Source organism: Martelella alba (genome assembly GCF_005217455.1).
Classification (GTDB): domain Bacteria; phylum Pseudomonadota; class Gammaproteobacteria; order Enterobacterales; family Enterobacteriaceae; genus Acerihabitans.
On sequence record NZ_SZPQ01000004.1, the window covers coordinates 150,992 to 172,591 of the forward strand.

The window sequence follows — 21,600 nt, forward strand, 5'->3', positions numbered from 1 at the left end:
GCGTTCGGCGGCCGCCTTTCATTAGCCTTATTAATTTTTCCCCGTCAGATATCAGGGTCCGGGCGTTATCCCGGCCAGTGAAATTTTCCCCTAAACATTGATCTGAAACGAAGAAGTTTGTTTCGTATGACCGCATCATGAAACGCGTCTCTTAACATAAATCCTGCCGAATGAATAAAGGTCCTGGCCATCATGCAACAATTGAAAGCGGAGCTGAGCGCTGTGTTGGGCGAGTCCTTAAGCCGGCTTGAATGTATCAGCGAACAGCCTTACGCCCACCTTTATGCCATGTACGACAATGAGGGCAATCCCATGTCGTTGCTGGCAAAAAGCTATGTCTGCCAAGGGATCGCCCAGCAGGAGGCTTACAAACTTTCCATGCTCGCCAGAGAAGGCGAGGTACGGCTGCCGACGGTCTACGGCCTGGTCGTTACCCAGCAACCCCCCTACAAAGAGTTATTATTGATGGAGCGCTTACGGGGAGTATCGGTCGAGGCGCCCACCCGCACGCCGCAACGCTGGAAATTGCTTAAGGACCAGATTGTAGAAAGTCTGCTATCCTGGCATCGGATAGAAAGTCATGGTTACGTCGGCACCGTGGATAGCACTCAGGAAAATACCTGGACCCGATGGTACGCACAGCGTATTGAAGTGATCTGGTCCACCCTGCTGAAAGTCTCCGCGCCATTACTGACCTACGAGGACCGTAATCTGCTTTTCCGCACCCGCCAGAGCCAAGTTCGGCTATTTGCCGATGTGGATGAAAACTGTGTTCTGGTACATGGCAACCTGACCTTGCGTAGCATGCTCAAAGATCCCCGCACCGATCAATTGCTGTCCATGCTTAATCCCGGAACCATGCTGTGGGCGCCCCGGGAATATGAATTGTTCCGGCTGTGCGAAGAGGGCATGGCGAACGACGTGTTATTTCATTATCTGAAACGCGCGCCCGTTGCGGAGGATTTTCTCTATCGCCGCTGGATCTATGGCATTTGGGAGGCCGCGGCGCGTTATATCCATACCGGCGCGCTGGATCGCGGCATATTCGAACAGGCGCGCCGCGAATTGACGCCCTGGCTGGAGTAATCGGCCGTATTCAACGGCCCGGGCCGGATATCTTTTGCCAGATTCGCCCCAGCGTCTCATACCAGGCGCGCTCGCTATGCTCCAGCCACAGCGGCGAGGGCAGAAGCCTTTCCCATACATTCAGCGGACTGGTGATGGCCAACTGATTGGCCGGCGCCGGAAGCGGCGCCAGACCTTGCCCTTGAAAAAACGCCATGGCGCGGGGCAAATGGTTGGCGGATGTCACCAGCAAAAAAGGGGCCTTGCCCACCAGCGCCGCGACGCTTGCCGCTTCTTGCCTGGTATCGCGCGGCTTATCCAGTAGAATAATGTCTTTGGCGGGCACGCCAAGGCTTTCCGCCACGCTTGCGGCCACAGCGGCGCTGCTGACCGGGTTGCCGTTTGCCGCGGCTCCAGTGAAAACCAGCCGCGCGCCGGGATGATTGCGGTATTGTCTGATGCCTTCCACGACCCGCGGCAAGCTATTATTAATCAGATTGGAGCCTGGCGCCCATTGCGGATTAAACGTGTAGCCGCCGCCCAACACCACGACGTAGGCGATAGGCGCTGCGCGGTCCTGGTAGGTGGGATAGCGGGTTTCCAGCGGCGCAAGCAGATGGTCGGCCACCGGTTGCAGACTTAGCAGCAAAAGCGCGAGCCAGCCCAGGACCAACAGACATTTTCCAGTTTTTTGCCGTCGGGTGAACCCTATCAGGCATAAGCCGGCGGCCATGAGCAATAACAGCAAAGGTAGTGGCAGCAGTAAACCGCCTACCAGTTTTTTTAAGGTAAAAAACATCCAAAAGCGCTCCATTTGTCTGAAATCTAATCAACCGGAAGGCCTACGGCGCCAGTAAAGATTTATTCTCCGCCCGCCTGTGACAAAATATCCGATTCACTACGGGTTAATGGTTATCACGCCTATCCCGGATATCCTACCGGAGGCGCTACAATGCAGGATCGCAATTTTGACGATATCGCCGAAAAATTCACGCGAAATATCTACGGCACCACCAAAGGACTCATTCGCCAGGCGGTGATATGGCAGGATTTACAGGACTTGCTGACCCGGTTGCCCGGACGCCCGTTATACATTCTGGATGCCGGCGGCGGCGAGGGTCGCATGTCCCGCCGGCTGGCATCCCTTGGCCACCGTGTTTTACTCTGCGATTTATCCGCCGACATGCTGGCCCGGGCGCAGGATGCGGCGCGGCAAGACGGCGTGATGGACAATATGCAATTTGTGCAGGGGGCTATTCAGGAGATTGCCCCCCATTTGGAAAGATCGGTTGATCTGATATTGTTGCATGCGGTCCTGGAGTGGGTCGCCGAGCCCAGAAAATTATTGCGCCAGATCCACGATTACCTGGCTCCGGGTGGCGCTCTGTCGTTAATGTTTTACAATAAGCACGGGCTGGTGATGCGCAATATGGTTCTCGGCAATATCGGCTTTGTGAAACAGGGCATGCCCAAGCGGAAAAAGCGTTCCCTGATACCGGATCATCCATGCGATCCCGAACAGGTCTATCGCTGGCTGGCCGAACTGGGGATGCGCTGCAGTGGTAAAAGCGGCGTTCGGGTCTTTCATGACTATCTGCAAAACAAGCAGCAACAGAAGGACGCATTCCCGGCACTCCTGGAGATGGAGCAACGGTATTGCCGGCAGGAACCCTTTATCGGTATGGGGCGCTACATCCATGTCATGGCGCATAAACTTCCCCTGAAGGACGACATATGAGTGATTTTTCCCAGACTGTACCCGAATTGGTCGCCTGGGCGCGTAAAAATGATTTTTCAATAACGCTGCCCACGGATCGGTTGGCGTTTCTTTTGGCCATCTCCACCTTGAACAGCGAACGAATGGACGGTGAGATGAGCGAGGGAGAACTGGTGGATGCGTTCCGCCATGTCAGCAAAGGGTTCGAGCAAACCCACGAAACCGCGACGGTGCGCGCCAATAACGCCATCAATGATCTGGTACGCCAGCGGTTGCTCAACCGCTTCGTCAGCGAACTGACCGAGGGCAACGCGATTTATCGCCTAACGCCCCTTGGTATCGGTATCAGCGATTATTACATCCGGCAGCGGGAATTCTCCACACTGCGCCTCTCGGTGCAGTTGTCCATCGTCGCCCAGGAATTGCAGCGGGCGGCCGAGGCCGCTGAAGAGGACGGTGATGATTTCCATTGGCACCGCAATGTTTTCGCGCCATTGAAATACTCCGTGGCGGAAATTTTCGACAGCATTGATATGACCCAGCGCATCATGGATGAGCAGCAACAGGGAATAAAAGAAGATATTGCCGCTTTGCTTAATCAGGATTGGCGCGCCGCTATTGCCAACTGCGAAGCGTTATTGTCGGAAACCTCGGGTACGCTGCGCGAATTGCAGGACACCCTTGAGGCGGCGGGGGATAAATTGCAGGCCAACTTGCTGCGTATTCAGGATGCGACTCTTGGCCACGCGCATTTGCTGTTCGTGGACAAGTTGGCGATGGATCTGCAAAACAAGCTCGATCGCATCACCAGTTGGGGTCAGCAGGCCATTGATTTGTGGATAGGCTATGACCGCCACGTGCACCGTTTTATCCGTACCGCCATTGATATGGACCAAAACCGGGTGTTTGCGCAGCGTCTGCGGCAATCCGTGCAGCATTATTTCGAGCACCCCTGGGCGTTGACCTTCGCCAACGCCGAGCGTCTGCTGGACATGCGCGACGAGGAACTGGCCTTGCGCTCCGAAGAAGTGACCGGCGAATTGCCGCCGGAGATGGAATACGAAGAGTTCAGCGAATTGCGCGAGCAACTGGCGGCCATGGTGGAACAATCTCTGGCCATTTACCGGCAGCAGCAATTGCCGCTCGATCTCGGCAAAGTCATGCGCGACTATTTGGCGCGTTTCCCGCGCGCGCGGCATTTCGATGTGGCGCGCGCTTTGGTTGATCAGGCTGTGCGTTTGGGCGTGGCTGAATCAGATTTTTCCGGATTACCGCCGCAATGGCAGGCGATCAACGATTACGGTGCTAAGGTACAGGCCCATGTCATCGATAAATATTGAAGAAAACATGCCGGCCAAGCTGGCAAAAGCCCTGTCCAACACCTTATTTCCGGCTCTGGACAGCCAATTGCGCGCGGGACGGCATATCGGCGTTGAGGAACTGGATAACCATGCGTTTTTAATGGATTTCCAGGAAGAGCTGGAGTCGTTTTACCGCCGCTACAATGTGGAATTGGTGCGGGCGCCGGAAGGCTTTTTTTACCTGCGTCCCAGATCGACCACGCTTATTCCCCGTTCGGTCCTGTCCGAACTGGATATGATGGTGGGCAAGATACTTTGTTATCTCTATCTGAGCCCGGAGAGACTGGCTCACGAGGGTATTTTTACCCAGCAGGAACTGTACGACGAACTGCTCGCTCTGGCGGACGAGAACAAACTGCTTAAATTGGTCAATCAGCGTTCCACCGGTTCCGATTTCGACCGGCAGAAATTGCAGGAGAAAGTGCGTACCTCCCTGAATCGCCTGCGGCGGCTGGGCATGGTGTGGTTTATGGGCAACGACGCCTCTAAATTCCGCATAACCGAAGCGGTATTCCGCTTCGGCGCCGATGTCCGCAGCGGCGATGATCCGCGGGAAGCGCAATTGCGCATGATTCGCGACGGGGAGGCGATTCCGGTCGAGCAGGCCTTATCCCTGACTGACGAACAGGATGACAATGACGAGACCGACATGAATGACGGGGTGTCGGATAGCGCCGAGGATGAACAGGCATGATTGAACGCGGTAAATTTCGCTCACTGACGCTGGTCAACTGGAATGGGTTTTTCGCTCGGACCTTCGATTTGGATGGGCTGGTCACCACATTGTCCGGCGGCAACGGTGCGGGCAAATCCACCACCATGGCCGCTTTCATAACGGCGTTGATACCGGATCTGACGTTGCTGCATTTTCGCAACACCACCGAGGCCGGCGCCACCACGGGCTCCCGCGACAAAGGCCTGCACGGTAAATTGCGGGCCGGGGTCTGCTATTCGGCGCTGGACGTGGTCAATTCACGCCACCAGCGGGTGTTGGTGGGGGTTCGGTTGCAGCAGATTGCCGGACGCGATCGCAAAGTGGATATCAAGCCATTCATGATCCAGGGTTTGCCGGTCGCCGTGCAGCCCACGGAATTGCTGACGCAGGTGGTCGGCAATCGCCAGGCCCGGGTGCTGAATCTACAGGAGTTGAAAGAACGCATAGAGCAGCATGAAGGCGTGCAGTTCAAGCTGTTTAATTCCATCACCGATTATCATTCCCTGATGTTTGATTTAGGCGTTATTCCACGCCGCTTGCGCTCCGCCGCCGATCGCAGCAAATATTACCGGCTGATTGAGGCCTCGTTGTACGGTGGTATTTCCAGCGCGATAACCCGCTCGCTACGTGATTATCTGTTACCGGAAAACAGCGGAGTGCGCAAGGCTTTCCAGGATATGGAGGCCGCGTTGCGGGAAAACCGCATGACGCTTGAGGCAATCCGGGTCACCCAGGCGGATCGCGACCTGTTTAAGCATTTGATAACCGAAGCGACGTCCTATGTGGCGGCGGATTACATGCGGCATGCCAACGAGCGGCGGGTCCATCTTGGGGAGGCGTTGTCCTTGCGGCGAGAGTTGTTCTCCGGCCGTAGACAACTGGCCGCCGAGCAATATCGCCATGTGGATATGGCGCGCGAGCTGGCGGAGGTGTCCGGCGGCGAATCGGATTTGGAAACCGACTATCAGGCCGCCAGCGATCATCTCAACTTGGTGCAGACCGCCATGCGCCAGCAGGAAAAAATCAACCGTTATCGGGATGACCTGGAAGAACTGACGGTTCGACTCGAGGAACAGAAAGCCGTGGTGGCCGAGGCCGCCGATATCCAGCAGGACAACGAAGCCCGCCAGGAAGCCGCCGAACGGGAAGTGGACGAGCTGAAAAGCCAACTGGCGGATTATCAGCAGGCCCTGGACGTCCAGCAAACTCGCGCCATCCAGTATCAACAGGCATTGCAGGCGTTGGAACGGGCCAGGGACATTTGCCGGCTACCGGATCTGGCCGCTGAAAACGTCGAACAGGCGCTGGCGCAGTTTCAAATCCATGAGCGGGAAGCCACCGAGCGTCTGCTGGGGTTTGAACAAAAGCTGAGCGTGGCACAGGCGGCGCTCGGCCAGTTCGAGCAAGCCTATCGGCTGGTGGTGCAGGTCGCCGGCGAGACGCCGCGCGGTGAGGCTTGGCAAGTCGCCCGGGAACTATTGCGGGATGCGTCGGCGTCTTCGCACCAGGCCGAACGATTGCAAACGCTGCGCGGGCAAATGGGCGAGCTGGAGCAACGGCAGCGTGAACAGCAGGAAGCGCAGCGGTTGTTGGCTGAATTGAGCAAGCGACTGGGGCGCGAGTATCAGCCCGAAGAACTGGAAGACGTGCAACAGGAACTGGAAGCGCAGGTGGAGTCCCTGTCGTCACTGGTGGCCGAGGCCGGAGAACGGCGAATGCTGTTGCGCCAGGAATCCGAGCAGACCGCGCAGCGGCTGGAAGAGTTAACCCGGCGGGCGCCGGCCTGGCTGGCGGCGCAAGATGCCCTGGCGGTCTTGCAGGAGCAAAGCGGCGAAACCTTGCAAAGTCCCGCCCAGGTGACTGAATACATGCAGCAACTACTGGAACGCGAACGGGAAACCACGGTGGAACGGGACGAGGTTTTGTCCGGTAAGCGTCGGATTGAAGAAGAAATAGAGCGCCTGAGTCATCCCGGCGGCAGCGAGGATTTGCGGTTGGCGGCCCTGGCCGAGCGTTTCGGCGGCGTGCTGCTCTCGGAGATCTACGATGACGTGACCTTTGACGACGCGCCATACTTTTCCGCCCTCTACGGCCCATCGCGGCACGCCATCGTCGTGCCGGACCTCTCGAGGATTCGCGATCAACTGGAGGGGCTGGATGATTGCCCGGACGATCTCTATCTGATCGAGGGCGATCCGCAATCTTTCGATGATAGCGTATTTGGTATCGAGGAACTGGATCACGCCGTACTGGTGAAAGTCGCCGATCGCCAGTGGCGTTACTCCCGTTTCCCGGCGGTGCCCCTGTTCGGACGAGCCGCTCGGGAAAAGCGGTTGGAAAGCCTGAATGACGAACGCGACGATTTGGCCGAACGCTATGCCACTTTGTCCTTTGATGTGCAGAAACTGCAACGGTTGCATCAGGCTTTCGGCCGTTTCGTCGGCGCTCATCTGGCCGTGGCGTTCGACAGCGATCCCGAAGTGGACATCAGGCATTTATCCGGTCGGCGTGGCGAGCTCGATCGCTTGCTAAGCGATCATGAAAGCCAGCACCAACAGCAGCGTTTGCAGCATGCGTCGTCACGAGACGGATTAACGCTGTTAAACCGGCTGATCCCGCGAATCAACGTGCTGTGCGACGATACCCTGGCCGAGCGGCTGGAGGCGATAACGGCCGAATGGGAGGAGGCGCAGGATGCGGCGCAATACTTGCAGCGACACGGCGCCGCCCTGGCGCAACTGGAGCCGCTGGTCTCGGTGCTGCAAAATGATCCCGAACAGCATGAGCAGTTGCAGGCGGATTACCATCAAGCGCAGCAGGCGCAGCGCCAGGCCAAACAACAGACATTTGCGCTGACGGAAGTGGCGCAGCGCCGGGCGCATTTCGGTTATTCCGATTCCGCCGGCATGCTGACGGAAAGTTCGGATCTCAATGATCGGTTACGCGTGCGGTTGGAGCAGGCCGAGGCCGAGCGCGGGCGGGCGCGCGAAGCGCTTCGTCAGCACCAGGCGCAACTGGCGCAGCTCAACCAGGTCTTGGCGTCGTTGCAAAGCGCCTATGACGCCAAGCGCGATATGCACCGGGAATTGACGCAGGAATTACAGGACATCGGCGTGCAGGCGGATGCCGAGTCCGAGATCCGCGCGCGCGAACGTCGCGACCAGTTGCATGCCGCTTTGGCGCAAAATCGCAATCGGCGCAATCAACTGGAAAAACAAATCACGTTTTGCGAGGCCGAAATGAACGGTCTGCAGAAAAAGCTGAACAAACTGGAGCGGGAATACCACGCCATGCGCGAGCAGGTAGTCTCGGCCAAGGCCGGGTGGTGCGCCGTGATGCGTCTGGTGAAGGATAACGGCGTGGAACGGCGGCTGCATCGGCGCGAGCTGGCTTACATGGAGGCGGACGATTTACGCTCCATGTCCGACAAAGCGCTGGGGGCCCTTCGTCTGGCCGTGGCGGATAATGAGCATTTGCGCGATATCCTGCGACAGTCCGAAGATCCGAAACGGCCGGAGCGCAAAATCCAGTTTTTTATTGCGGTTTATCAGCATCTGCGTGAACGGATTCGACAGGATATCATCCGCACCGACGATCCGGTGGACGCCATCGAGCAGATGGAGATCGAACTTAGCCGGTTGACCGAAGAACTGACCGCCCGGGAACAGAAGCTGGCCATCAGTTCGCGCAGTGTGGCCAATATCATCCGTAAGACCATTCAGCGGGAGCAGAACCGAATCCGTATGCTGAACCAAGGCTTGCAGGCGGTAAGCTTCGGCCAGGTCAAGAGTGTGCGGCTCAACGTCAATGTCCGCGAGACGCATGCCACTTTATTGAGTGTGCTCAGCGAACAGCAGGAACAGCATCAGGATTTGTTCAGCAGTAACCGACTGTCGTTTTCCGAGGCGCTGGCGAAACTTTATCAACGACTGAACCCGCAAATCGATATGGGCCAGCGGACGCCGCAAACCGTCGGCGAAGAATTATTGGACTACCGCAATTATCTCGAAATGGAAGTGGAGGTCAACCGCGGCGCCGATGGTTGGCTGCGCGCGGAAAGCGGCGCGCTTTCCACCGGGGAGGCTATCGGTACCGGCATGTCGATTCTGGTTATGGTCGTCCAAAGCTGGGAGGATGAATCAAGCCGTTTGCGCGGCAAGGACATTTCACCTTGCCGGTTGCTGTTTCTCGATGAAGCGGCGCGGCTGGACGCTAAATCCATCGCCACGCTGTTTGAACTTTGCGAACGCCTGCAGATGCAACTGATTATCGCCGCGCCGGAAAATATCAGTCCGGAAAAAGGAACCACCTATAAATTGGTACGCAAGGTCTTCAACAATCAGGAACACGTTCATGTTGTGGGCCTGCGCGGATTTGGGGCAGACCTGCCGACGCCGGTGCCTGAGCAAGCCGCCTCCTGAACCATCAGGGCCGGCATCGGATGGCCGGCCCGTCATGACTTCCCGGCATTTTTATGATCCCGGTTCCCGCCCCGCTAAAATTCGTCGTTTCCCGCCAACGGGATAAAGCATATCTCCCTTTCTGCTTATATACTAAGGGAAAGTCCGAGATTAAACTCGGGACAATAATAATTGTACTCAACACGTGCGAAGGCGTTTATGCCCGGAAGGGTTCGCATTGCGGGAAGCGGCGAGACGGCGCTCCAGGCGTGATGTCGGTCGGTGCCCGGGTGGTGGAATAAAGCCAACGCACCTACGGCGTGGCGTATGAAGGGAATAGGTGGCGAACGCGGGCGTTTCCGACAGGCGTGGTCGAGCATGCCGCCACGGGGCGGTGCGCGTCGGCGCGTAGCGGATGTTCGCCGAATGACGTTTGCCGACGGGCGTTCACCGAATGGTGTTCATCTCATCAAGAGTACAGCAACTCCGCATACAGGGGACATGGGATGTTACTGAGAAAGACTGTGGCATGGCGACGTACGTTGCTGGGCTGTGTGTTGGCTTCCGGCCTGATTCCGTCATTTGCTCCCCGGGCGCAGCTGGCCGCCGGCCCGAACATGCCGGATACCCGGACCTTAGGTCATAGCGCCGCCGCCTTGGCGGCGTTGATGCCCGCCGGGGTAAAGCCCATTTATGCCAATGAGCTGGCACAATTGTATGCCGCGCGCCATGGCCAACCGCTCTGGCAGGATCGCGACGCCGTGCAGCAATTCCAACAGCAACTGGCCGAAGTGGCGTTATCCGGTATTCAGCCGCAATTCATCACCTGGACCCAATGGCTGACCAACCCCCATATCAGCGCCATGGCGCGGGATGTGGTGCTTTCCGATGCCATGCTTGGGTATTTGCAGTTCGTCTCGGGCGTTGAGGCCAACGGCGAGAAATGGCTGTACAACACCGGCCCCTACCGTCTGGCGTCGCCACCCGAAATGACGGTAAGACATTGGCTGCACGCGGTGGATGACGGCACTATTGAGCGGTTTATCGCCGGCCTGGCTCCGCAGCATCCTCAATATGCCAAGATGCACCAGGCCTTGAAAAACATGCTGGCGGACAACCGTGCCTGGCCGCAACTTAATGGCAAAGACAGCCTGCGACCCGGACAGATCAGCGATGATATCCCGGCGCTAAAGGAAATATTGCGGCGCAGCGGCATGATGACGCCGGAGCAGTCGTCGTCGGCGTCCGTCGCCGACGCGGCGCCGTCCGACGCGCCCACCCTGCCGCCGCCAAACAGCGACACGCCGACGGTGGCGGTCGGCCCGGCGGCCGATTCCCCCGTTCCCTCCGCGTCGACATCGGACCCGGCGGTGATTGCCACTGTCGACCCCCAAGACAAAGTCTACACCCCCGATCTGGTTGAGGCGGTCAAGCGCTTTCAGCATTGGCAGGGATTGAATCCCGACGGGGTCATCGGTCGTCAGACCCGCTATTGGCTCAACGTGCCGCCGCAAACCCGGGTGGCGTTGCTGGCTCTCAATATCCAACGCCTGCGGCTGCTGCATAACCGGATTGAAAACGGCATCCAGGTCAATATCCCCAACTACTCGCTGGTGTTTTACCAAAAAGGCGCCGAAGTCCTGTCCTCAAGGGTTATCGTCGGACGCCCCAGCCGCAAGACGCCCCTGATGCGCAGCGCGCTGAGCAGCGTGGTGCTCAACCCGCCGTGGAATGTTCCCACATCGCTGGTTCGTCAGGATATTCTGCCGAAAGTGATGCGCGACCCAGGTTATCTGCAACGTAACGGTTTTATGCTGTTGTCCGGTTGGAACAGCGATGCGGAAGTCATCGATCCCGCTTCCCTCGACTGGAGCATGCTGTCCCCCAACCACTTCCCCTATCGGGTTCGTCAGTCGCCAGGGGCGAACAACGCCCTGGGTCGCTACAAATTCAACATGCCGAGTTCGGATGCAATCTATCTGCACGACACGCCCAACCATAATCTGTTTTTAAGCGACATGCGTGCGCTCAGTTCCGGTTGCGTCCGGGTCAACAAGGCATCAACCCTGGCCAATATGCTATTGCAGGACGCCGGCTGGGGGGATGCGCGCGTCAGCGCGACGCTAAAAGAGGGCAATACGATTTATGTGCCGATTCGTCATCAAATTCCGGTTAATCTGTTTTATCTGACCGCCTGGGTGGCGGACGACGGTAAACCGCAATTTCGAACAGATATTTACAATTATGATTCCACCATCAAGATTGGCGCGAAAAGCTTGCCGGAGGCGGAACGCCTGCTGCAATAACCGTCTGATGGCCGGGCAGATATTCGGCCCTTCTTAATGTTAATGCCGGGCAGGATATTGTCCACTGCCCGGCAGTGCCTGTTAACGCGTGGGTTGACTGGTCGATTCCTTGCGGTTATGGTTCCCGACGGTGCGCTTATGTGCAATTCGTCTGTTACCTTACGCCAACTGGTTATATTACTCATGGATCATATTAATCATCACCGCCGCCATTTTCTGGCGTTGAGCTGTGCCGCCGTGGGCGCGGCTTTGCTACCGGCTACGTCGCATGCCATGTTGTCCACGCCACGGCCGCGCATTCTGCGTCTCAATAACCTAAACACGGGCGAAACGCTGAAGGCCGAATTTTTTAACGGTAAAAGCTATAATCCGGAAGAATTGGCCCGCTTAAATCATTTTTTCCGTGATTTCCGACTCAATAAAATCATTAAAATCGATCCTCGCCTTTTTGATCACCTTTACCGGTTGCAGACGCTGCTTGAAACCAGCAGGCCGGTACAATTGATATCGGGATACCGTTCTCGCGAAACCAATAACGAACTGCGCGCCAGAAGCTCCGGCGTGGCGAAACACAGTTACCATACCCTGGGGCGCGCCATGGATTTCCATATCGAAGGCATACAGCTCGCCAATATCCGCAAAGCGGCCTTGAAATTGCGGATGGGCGGTGTAGGTTATTACCCAAGCAGTCATTTTGTGCATATTGATACCGGTCCGGTAAGAACCTGGTAGCGGGTAGGGGTTAGTCCGCGCCCGGCGCTGTCCGCGAAGGTGTCTCTTTCAAGGGTGCGGCGGCAAACAGCTGCATTGATGGAGCGTTATGAAATACCATATTGTCCCGGTGACGGCCTTCAGCCAAAATTGTACGTTAGTGTGGTGTGAAAGAACCGGCGAGGCGGCGTTGGTGGATCCCGGCGGCGAAGCGCAAAAACTGATCCAAGACATCGCTGCCCGGCAGGTCGATATCAAACAGATCCTGCTGACCCACGGTCATCTTGATCACGTCGGCGCGGCGGCGGAACTGGCGGCTCATTACGGCGTGCCGATTGTCGGCCCGCAGCGGGAAGATCGCTTCTTACTGGACGCGTTACCCGAACAGAGCCGTATGTTCGGCCTGGATGATTGCCAACCGTTCGAGCCGGACAGGTGGCTGGAAGAGGGGGATACGGTGACGGTCGGGGAATCGCATTTCGAGGTCTTGCACTGCCCGGGCCATACCCCTGGACATGTGGTGTTTTACCATCGCGAAGCGAAACTTATCTTGATGGGTGATGTGTTGTTTCGCGGCGGGGTGGGGCGCAGCGATTTCCCGCGCGGCAGTCACCAGGCATTGATTCAGTCCATTCGCACCAAGTTGTTGCCGTTGGGCGATGAAATCGCGTTTATACCCGGCCACGGCCCCATGTCCACCCTTGGCGATGAACGTCTGACCAATCCGTTTTTGTAATCAGGGCGGCGGGAAGGCGGGCTTGATGCAGCCCGCGGCCCGCCTCCGTTTCAGTCGGGATTACAATACAGCGACAATGGCCTCGCACAATTGGGCCATATTATCGGTTGTCATGCCCGCCACATTGATACGGCCGGAGTTGACGGCATAGATCCCGAACTCTTCCCGCAACCGCAGCACTTGATCCTTATTCAACCCGCTGAATGAAAACATGCCGTTTTGCTGATTGATAAAGGAAAAGTCCTGCTGGGCGCCTTTTTCCTGCAAGGTGCTGACAAAGAGCTGGCGCATGCGCTTGATGCGTTCACGCATTTCGGTCAATTCTTGTTCCCACAGCGCCCGTAATGCCTCGTTGCCCAATATGGTCGCCACGATGGCGGCGCCGTGAGATGGCGGATTGGAATAATTGGCGCGGATACCGGATTTCACTTGGCTCAAGACCCGCCCTGCGGCTTCGGGATCGGCCGCCACCAGCGTGCAGGCGCCGACCCGCTCATTGTACAGACCAAAGTTTTTGGAGTAGGAACTGGCGATGATCATTTCCCGATGATTTTCGGTGAAAATCCGTAAACCCAGCGCGTCTTCCTCCAGCCCATTGGCGAATCCCTGATAAGCGAAATCGAACAATGGCAACCAGCCTTTGCTCTGAGACAAATCGGCCAAAATACGCCATTGCGCCTCGGTAGGATCGATACTGGTAGGGTTATGGCAGCAACCGTGGAACAATACGACGTCGCCCGCCTGGGCGTGTTGCAGGTTTTCCAGCATGCCGTCAAAATCCATCACATGGGCTGCGGCATCGTAATAGGGGTATTCGCACAGCTCCAAGCCAACAGCGCCGAAAACATTGCGGTGATTGGGCCACGTGGGTGAGCTGATCCAAATCCGCTTGGCATCGGTACTTCTGGTCAGAAAATCCGCCGCGACCCGCAAACCGCCGGTACCGCCCGGTGTCTGGGCGGTGCAGGCCCGTTTATCGGCGATAATCGGGCTGTCGGCGCCAAATAGCAATGTTTGCGTGCATTGCGCAAAGGCCGGCAGGCCGTCAATGCCTAGATAATTCTTGGTACTTTCATTTTCCAGCAGGTATTGCTCGGCTTTCTTTACGCTGGTGAGGACCGGTGTCTTGCCGGTTTCATCTTTATAAACGCCGATGCCCAGATTGATTTTGCCGGGGCGCGGGTCGGCGCGGAAAAGCTCGATCAGGCCCAGAATAGGATCAGCGGCGGCTTGGGGTATTTTTTCAAACATGATGACGGGTCCAGGGGATATTTAAGAGTGAACACAACATGTTATCAGGTTACCGCCAGAACCGCGCTTTGCCAACAGTTCGGTTGAAAATTCATTTTGTTTAGTGGCGGTATAGTCTTGCCATGATAAAAAAAGGCAGGGAAATCCCCTGCCTCAATTTGAAAGTCCCGGAGTAAAGCCTCAGCGGAACGGTGAATCAACTTATTAGAACTGATAAACGATACCGAAAGCCACTGTATCGCCGTCAGAGTAGCCCAGTTTGTTGTCGCTATCCAACTGGTTGATAATATAGTCCACATAAGTGGACATGTTTTTGTTGAAGTAATAGGTAGCGCCGATTTCGTAGTATTTGATCAAGTCGACATCACCGATGCCTTCAACATCTTTGGCTTTAGATTGGCCGTAAGCGATGGACGGACGCAGGCCGAAATCAAACTGATATTGAGCGACTAACAAGATGTCTTGGGTCTTGTTTGCAAAACCGTCTTTACCTGAAATATTATTGGAAATCCAGGTCGAATTACGAGTTTCGCCGTAGGTAGCCGCCAGATAGATATTGTTGGCATCGTACTTCAAAGATGTTGCCCACTGTTCAGCGCGATCACCGCCGCCATAGAGGTCGCTAGCCTGCTGAGCGCCAGTACGGTCGGAAGAGGCATATGCGCCTACGATGCCCACACCGATCGGCGAAGTATAGCTGATAGAACCACCGTAGCCATCACCGTTGGAACGACGCGGATCATCGGTACGATCGTTTTTACCCTGATATTGCAGGGCGAAATCCAGACCTTGAACTGCGCCAAAGAAATTACTGTTGCGATAAGTGGCCACGCCTGTGGTACGACCGACCATGAAGTTATCGGTGTAAGCGGTATCCCCACCGAACTCAGGTAACATATCGGTGTAACCCAGAGCATCATAAACCACACCATAGTTGCGGCCATAATCGATTGAACCGGCATCGCCAAATCTCAAACCAGCAAAGCCCAAACGGGTTTTGGTGCCATCGTTATGGTCAGTACCACCTTCGGTGTCGTTGGCCGCGATCTGGTACTCCCACTGGCCGTAACCAGTGATCTGATCGTTGATTTGAGTTTCGCCTTTGAACCCAAAACGAGCATAGGATTCGTCGCCGTCACCGGCAAAGCCGCCATCGTCGTCGCTCGAGAAGTAATGAAGGCCATCCAAACGGCCGTACAGATCCAGTTTGTTGCCATCTTTGTTGTAGACTTCGGCTGCATGAACGCTACCGGCAGCCAATAAGGCCGGAATTACAAATGCAAGTATATTGCGCTTCATCATTATTACCCTCATTGGTTTTATTTGACACCTGCCACTGCCGCTAATGTTTTCATGTAGAACTAATAGTTTCTTACTAAACTAATAAATCCTTACGAAACATTAATGAGAGTTTGGTGTCTTTCTGTGTCTGCACGCAGTGTTCCATTCACAGACCGGTTAATCTAGAGCGAAGTTGCTACAAATGTCCTAATAATGTTTCAGTGAGAAACCGAGTATGTCAAAATGTAAATATCAGGGAACTTTGTGAGAGATCTCAAACTTTGAAATGTCAAAGGCCAGCATAGCTGGCCTTTGTAACTTATATATATGTTTTTCTTATATTTAATGAAGGAATTTAGAAGTTGGCGTTCCGCGGGCTACGGGGAAAGGGGATAACGTCACGAATATTTTGCATTCCTGTAACATAGACGATTAATCGTTCAAATCCCAAGCCAAAACCTGAATGGGGAACAGTACCGTAACGGCGTAAATCACGATACCACCAATAATCCTCTTTGTTCAATCCCATTTCGGCCAATCGCGCGTCCAGCCGATCCAGCCGCTCTTCGCGTTGCGACCCGCCGATGATTTCACCGATACCGGGCGCCAGTACGTCCATGGCGGCGACAGTTTTACCGTCATCATTGGCCCGCATATAAAATGCCTTGATATCTTTGGGATAATTCTTCACGACCACCGGCGCGTGAAAGTGTTTTTCCGCCAGAAAGCGTTCGTGTTCCGAGGCCAGATCGATCCCCCAGGACACCGGATTCTCGAAAGATTGGCCGGAGGCCAACAGGATGTCGACGGCTTCGGTGTAGTCCACTTTGGCAAAATCCGCGGCGATGAAATTTTCCAGCCGGTTGATGGCGTCTTTGTCGATCCGCTCGGCGAAAAATTGCATGTCGTCGGCGCGTTCGGCCAATACCGCCCGAAAGACATATTTCAGCAGGTTTTCGGCCAGACCGGCGATATCGTCAAGGTTGGCGAAGGCCACTTCCGGTTCCATCATCCAGAATTCCGCCAAATGCCGGGTCGTGTTGGAGTTTTCGGCACGGAATGTCGGACCGAAAGTATACACCTTTGACAGCGCGCAGGCGTAGGTTTCGGCATTCAATTGGCCCGAAACGGTCAAGAAAGCTTCTTTACCAAAGAAATCCTGATCAAAATCGACTTTCCCCTGACCGTCTCGCGGCAGGTTTTCCAGGTCCAGCGTGGATACGCGAAACATTTCACCCGCGCCCTCGGCGTCGGAGGCGGTGATAAGCGGCGTAGAAACCCAGAGGAAGCCTTGTTCATGCATAAACCGATGAATGGCCTGCGCCAGCGTGTTGCGCACGCGCGCCACGGCGCCGATCATATTGGTGCGCGGGCGCAGGTGGGCGACTTCCCGCAGGTATTCGATACTGTGGCGCTTGGCCGCCATCGGGTAAGTCTCCGGGTCTTCCACCCAGCCGATCACCTCGACGCTATCCGCCTGAATTTCAAAGCGCTGGCCGCCCCCTTGCGATTGAACCACGGGACCGGTGACAATCACCGAACACCCGGTGGTCAGTCGCAGCACATCGGTTTGATAATTGGGCAAGGTATTATTAATGACTGCCTGTAGGGGATCGAAGCAGGAACCGTCATAGACGGTAAGGAAGGAGATGCCGGCTTTGGAATCTCTCCGGGTGCGCACCCAGCCTCGTACAGTGACGTCACTGTCAACCGGTGCGCGCCCTTGCAGTACATCGACTACAGGCACTACGCTCATAAAATACTCTCTTTACTCAATGTGATGTGTATTGGGCATTATCGCCGAAATGGAAGCGTTAATATGTTACTTGGCGGGCGCAAGGACACAAGCGAAAAAACCGTTTTAGCGCCAGTTTTCCCAACGGGGCAAGAGGGGGAACCCCGCCGGCAAAAGAAGCCGGCGGCGGACTAACTGGCCTTTTTGACATGGGGCAGCGCGAAAGCTTCGCGCAGCGCCCGCACAAACGCCTTATCATGGCACATGGTTTTGCCGGGACTGTCGGAAAGCTTGGCGACGGGTTTCCCGTTGCATTCCACCAGCTTGATGACGATATTAAGGGGATTAACGCCCGGGATATCACAGGTCAGTCGGGTGCCGATACCAAAGACCAGATTGATTCGCCGCCAGAAATGCCGATAGAGGGCCAGCGCTTTGTCTAAATCCAGGCTGTCGGAGAACACCAGTGTTTTGCTCAGGGGATCGATACCAAGTGTTTCATAATGGCGAATGGCTTTTTCGCCCCATTCCACCGGGTCGCCGGAATCATGTCGCAACCCCTGATAGCGGCGGGCGAATTCTTCGCCGAAATCACGCAAAAATGCGTCCATGGTGATGCAATCGGTTAGCGCGATACCCAATTGATCGGGATATTCATCCAACCAGGCCTGCAAAGCGGCGCGCTGGCTGTTGGCCAGCACCGGACTGATTTGCTGGTGGGCCTGGAACCATTCATGGGCCTGCGTTCCCACGGGCGCCAGGGACAACCGACGCGCCAAGTCATAGTTGCTGGTGCCGATCAGATGAGGGAAATCCCGCTGCAATTCGGCGACCACATCATATTGCACCTGACGGGAAAAACGTCGGCGCGTACCGAAATCCATCAGTTTGAAATGGCTGATATCCACATCCTGGCTGACTTCCCGGAAATGGCGCAGTTTCTGGCGAAGTTGCGCCAGCGCCATATTACCGGCGCTACACGGCGAACGGCGGCGGTGGACCACCTCGCTGATAACCGCCAGCAGCGGCACTTCCCACAAAATGACTTCCTGCCAGGGACCGACGATACGTATATCCAGCTTACCATTGTGATCACGGACGCTGACCTGACCGGGGTCATAGCGGAAACCGCGCAGCCAGGCAAGGTAGTCCCGGCGGAAAAACGGCAGACGCGCCAGATAGTCCATTTCCTGATCGTTCACGGCCAATCGACGCATCATGTCGATTTGCGCACTGATCTCCCCGGCGTATTCGCCCAGCAAATCATCCCCCCGACAACGGAACTCCGCCGCGACGGTCACCTCTCCATAGCGATGGTATACCGCTTGCTGCATATGTAACTTGTAGGCATCGGTATCAAGTATCGATGTTAATATCGGTGTATTGGCTAAATTCATGGCGCGCTACAGCATCCTCTTAGACGCAAAAACAATCGGCAAATGCGCAAATCAACAAAATTCCACTGTGACTTATTCTCATTGTAGACTCATCAAAACATAGATTAGGTCAAATCGTCGAGGCTTAAACGTGCCGTTTCGCCCCAACAAGCCCGCCGTCCGGCACGAGTGGGTATCAAGAAAAAAGACCCCATGCCGGCGTCCGGCGCATTTTTGCGAACGATACAGGTTTGCAATGGCAACAAAGCCTTAACAGGAATAGACTTAACCCGGAGAATCAATGACGATGCCAAAAGGTTAACTATGACTCAGCAGCCGCAAGCGAAATACCGCCATGATTATCGTGCGCCGGATTATACCATTACCGATATCAGCCTGGAATTCGAACTTGACGCCGACACCACCACGGTGACGGCGGTCAGCCAATGCGTCCGGCAAGGGCAGCCGGACGCGCCCTTGTTGCTTAATGGCGAAGATCTTCAATTGCTCAGCGTTCACGTTGACGGCGTCCAGTGGCCCCACTACCGCCAGGCCGCGCCGGGACTTATCCTCGAGCGACTTCCGGCGGCGTTCACGCTGACAGTGGTCAATGTCATTCATCCCGCGGCCAATTCCGCCCTGGAGGGGCTGTACCCGTCGGGCAGCGCGCTCTGTACGCAATGCGAGGCGGAGGGCTTTCGCCATATCACCTATTATCTCGACCGTCCTGATGTCCTGGCGCGTTTCACCACGCGGATCGTGGCCGATAAGGCCCGTTATCCCCATTTATTGTCCAACGGCAATCCTGTGGACCACGGCGAGATGGCCGATGGCCGACATTGGGTGGTCTGGCGGGACCCCTTCCCCAAACCCTGTTATCTTTTTGCCCTGGTGGCCGGCGATTTCGATGTGCTGCGCGACAGCTTTACCACAGGCTCGGGACGTACCGTGGCATTGGAACTTTTTGTCGATCGCGGTAACCTTGACCGGGCCGAATGGGCCATGGTTTCGCTCAAACAGGCCATGAGTTGGGATGAAACCCGCTTTGGGCTGGAATATGATCTGGATATCTACATGGTGGTCGCCGTCGACTTTTTCAATATGGGCGCCATGGAAAACAAGGGGCTGAACGTTTTCAACTCGAAGTATGTTCTGGCTCGGGCCGAAACCGCCACAGACAACGATTATCTCAATATCCAGCGGGTTATCGGCCATGAATATTTCCACAACTGGACCGGTAACCGCATTACTTGCCGCGATTGGTTCCAGCTCAGCCTGAAGGAAGGGCTGACGGTGTTTCGCGATCAAGAATTCAGCGCCGATCTCGGTTCGCGGGCGGTAAATCGCATCGGTAATGTCCGGGTATTGCGCGGTTCGCAATTTGCCGAGGATGCCAGTCCGATGGCGCATCCGATACGACCGGAAAAAGTCATCGAGATGAACAATTTCTACACGCTGACGGTGTATGAGAAGGGCGCGGAAGTCATCCGGATGCTGCATACCCTGCTCGGCGAGGAGAAATTTCAGGCGGGCATGCGGCTTTATGTGCAACGGCATGACGGTGCCGCCGCCACATGCGATGACTTCGTCAATGCCATGGAGCAGGCTTCCGGCATTGACCTGACCTTGTTCCGTCGCTGGTATGCACAATCCGGCACGCCAATCCTGTCGGTACGCGACGACTATGATCCCGAACTACAGCAATACCAGTTGCATGTCAGCCAGATGACCCCGCCGACCGCCGATCAAAGCGAAAAATCGCCGTTGCATATTCCGTTGAAAATCGAATTGTACGACGCCGTCGGCCAGGTTATCCCGTTACGGCGCGAGGGCCGCGCGGTTGCTAATGTGTTGAATGTCACCGAGTCGGTGCAGACCTTTATGTTTGACGAGGTGCCGTCATTGCCCGTCCCCGCGTTGCTGTGCGGTTTTTCCGCGCCGGTTAAGCTGGAATACCCCTATTGCGATCAACAGTTGACCTTTCTGATGCGCCATGCTTCTGATGACTTTTCCCGCTGGGACGCGGCGCAAAGCCTGCTGGCCACTTATATTCGCCTGAGCGTGGCGCGTTTTAGCCAAAAGCAGCCGCTGAAATTGCCGCTGCACGTGGCGGATGCCTTCCGGGGCGTATTGCTCGATCCGTCCCTGGACCCGGCTCTAACGGCGCAGATCTTGACGTTGCCTGGGGAAAATGAAATGGCGGAGCTGTTCGATGTCATTGATCCGGGCGCCATACATGCGGTGCACGAAGCGTTAATTCGTTGTTTGGCCAGCGAGCTGTCCGACGAATTGTCGGCAGTCTATCACGCCAACCAAACGCCGCAGTATCGCGTCGAGCAGCAGGATATCGGTAAACGGGCCTTGAAAAATGTCTGCCTGTTCTATTTGGCGTTCGGCGAACACGACCAGGCGGTGCGGCTTATCACCCGACAATATCGTCTGGCGGATAACATGACCGACAGGTTGGCGGCCATCAGCGCGGCGGTGGCGGCGCAATTGCCCTGCGAGGCGACGCTGCTGGCTGAGTTCGACGGGCAGTGGCATCATGACGGTCTGGTGATGGATAAATGGTTTACCCTTCAGGCTACCAGTCCGTCCGGAGATGCGTTGAACCGGGTGAAGTCCTTATTGACCCACCGCGCATTCAGCCTGAATAATCCCAACCGCACCCGATCGCTTATCGGCGCCTTCGCTTCCGGCAATCCCGCGGCGTTTCATGCCGCCGACGGCAGCGGCTACCATTTTCTGGCGGAGATCCTCGCCGAGCTCAATACGCGTAATCCTCAGGTGGCATCGCGGCTTATCGAACCGCTGATCCGACTGCGGCGTTATGACCCGTCGCGCCAGGCGCTGATGCGCCAGGCGTTGACGACCCTCAAGGCCCTGCCGAATCTCTCCGGGGATTTGTACGAGAAAATCCACAAGGCGTTGGATGCCGAATGACAT

General features: G+C 56.0%; 14 protein-coding genes. 9 read left to right on the forward strand and 5 right to left on the reverse strand.

Annotated features, from left to right (window positions below; genetic code table 11):
- Nucleotides 1–192 precede the first annotated feature (192 nt).
- On the forward strand, nucleotides 193–1,086 hold the full coding sequence (locus FCN80_RS06320) for a YcbJ family phosphotransferase (RefSeq protein WP_136989133.1): 894 nt from the start codon (nucleotides 193–195) through the stop codon (nucleotides 1,084–1,086).
- A gap of 10 nt (nucleotides 1,087–1,096) precedes the next feature.
- On the opposite strand, the gene elyC is transcribed toward FCN80_RS06320, so the two are convergent.
- Nucleotides 1,097–1,864: an envelope biogenesis factor ElyC gene (elyC, locus tag FCN80_RS06325; protein WP_136989135.1), complete on the reverse strand. Its 768-nt coding sequence runs from the start codon at nucleotides 1,862–1,864 to the stop codon at nucleotides 1,097–1,099.
- 153 nt (nucleotides 1,865–2,017) lie between these two features.
- Here elyC and cmoM point away from each other — a divergent pair, with 153 nt between their 5' ends.
- The 7 genes from cmoM to FCN80_RS06360 all read left to right on the forward strand — a co-directional run bounded on the left by cmoM (nucleotide 2,018) and on the right by FCN80_RS06360 (nucleotide 13,011).
- Nucleotides 2,018–2,803, forward strand: coding sequence for a tRNA uridine 5-oxyacetic acid(34) methyltransferase CmoM (cmoM, locus tag FCN80_RS06330; RefSeq protein WP_136989137.1), 786 nt, complete (start codon nucleotides 2,018–2,020; stop codon nucleotides 2,801–2,803).
- Complete coding sequence (gene mukF / locus FCN80_RS06335; RefSeq protein ID WP_136989139.1) at nucleotides 2,800–4,122, forward strand: chromosome partition protein MukF; 1,323 nt, start codon at nucleotides 2,800–2,802, stop codon at nucleotides 4,120–4,122. Before cmoM ends, mukF begins: the two co-directional genes overlap by 4 nt.
- A complete protein-coding gene (gene mukE / locus FCN80_RS06340) occupies nucleotides 4,103–4,837 on the forward strand; it encodes a chromosome partition protein MukE (protein ID WP_136989141.1) in 735 nt (244 codons plus the stop codon). The genes mukF and mukE overlap by 20 nt, the downstream gene beginning before the upstream one ends.
- Complete coding sequence (mukB, locus tag FCN80_RS06345) at nucleotides 4,834–9,279, forward strand: chromosome partition protein MukB (RefSeq protein WP_136989143.1); 4,446 nt, start codon at nucleotides 4,834–4,836, stop codon at nucleotides 9,277–9,279. The genes mukE and mukB overlap by 4 nt, the downstream gene beginning before the upstream one ends.
- Nucleotides 9,280–9,764: 485 nt before the next feature.
- Nucleotides 9,765–11,564, forward strand: coding sequence for a L,D-transpeptidase (gene ldtD / locus FCN80_RS06350; RefSeq protein WP_136989144.1), 1,800 nt, complete (start codon nucleotides 9,765–9,767; stop codon nucleotides 11,562–11,564).
- A gap of 183 nt (nucleotides 11,565–11,747) precedes the next feature.
- Nucleotides 11,748–12,296, forward strand: a complete 549-nt coding sequence (gene mepK / locus FCN80_RS06355) for a peptidoglycan L,D-endopeptidase MepK (RefSeq protein ID WP_136989146.1) — start codon at nucleotides 11,748–11,750, stop codon at nucleotides 12,294–12,296.
- A gap of 88 nt (nucleotides 12,297–12,384) precedes the next feature.
- Nucleotides 12,385–13,011: an MBL fold metallo-hydrolase gene (locus FCN80_RS06360; RefSeq protein ID WP_136989148.1), complete on the forward strand. Its 627-nt coding sequence runs from the start codon at nucleotides 12,385–12,387 to the stop codon at nucleotides 13,009–13,011.
- A 60-nt stretch (nucleotides 13,012–13,071) separates the two neighbouring features.
- Here the strand turns inward: FCN80_RS06360 and FCN80_RS06365 are convergent, their stop codons facing one another.
- The 4 genes from FCN80_RS06365 to pncB form a co-directional block, all read right to left on the reverse strand.
- The gene (locus FCN80_RS06365; protein WP_136989150.1) at nucleotides 13,072–14,262 is read right to left on the reverse strand and encodes an amino acid aminotransferase; all 1,191 of its coding nucleotides are present in this window, start codon (nucleotides 14,260–14,262) and stop codon (nucleotides 13,072–13,074) included.
- A gap of 204 nt (nucleotides 14,263–14,466) precedes the next feature.
- Nucleotides 14,467–15,564 (reverse strand): porin OmpF, encoded by a 1,098-nt coding sequence (gene ompF / locus FCN80_RS06370; RefSeq protein WP_306767851.1) that lies wholly within the window; start codon nucleotides 15,562–15,564, stop codon nucleotides 14,467–14,469.
- A 334-nt stretch (nucleotides 15,565–15,898) separates the two neighbouring features.
- On the reverse strand, nucleotides 15,899–17,299 hold the full coding sequence (gene asnS, locus FCN80_RS06375) for an asparagine--tRNA ligase (protein ID WP_136989152.1): 1,401 nt from the start codon (nucleotides 17,297–17,299) through the stop codon (nucleotides 15,899–15,901).
- A 170-nt stretch (nucleotides 17,300–17,469) separates the two neighbouring features.
- Nucleotides 17,470–18,675 (reverse strand): nicotinate phosphoribosyltransferase, encoded by a 1,206-nt coding sequence (gene pncB, locus FCN80_RS06380; protein WP_136989153.1) that lies wholly within the window; start codon nucleotides 18,673–18,675, stop codon nucleotides 17,470–17,472.
- A gap of 303 nt (nucleotides 18,676–18,978) precedes the next feature.
- On the opposite strand from pncB, the gene pepN reads away from it, so the two are divergent.
- Entirely contained in the window at nucleotides 18,979–21,597 is a 2,619-nt protein-coding gene (gene pepN / locus FCN80_RS06385; RefSeq protein ID WP_136989155.1) for an aminopeptidase N, read from the forward strand.
- Nucleotides 21,598–21,600: the final 3 nt, after the last annotated feature.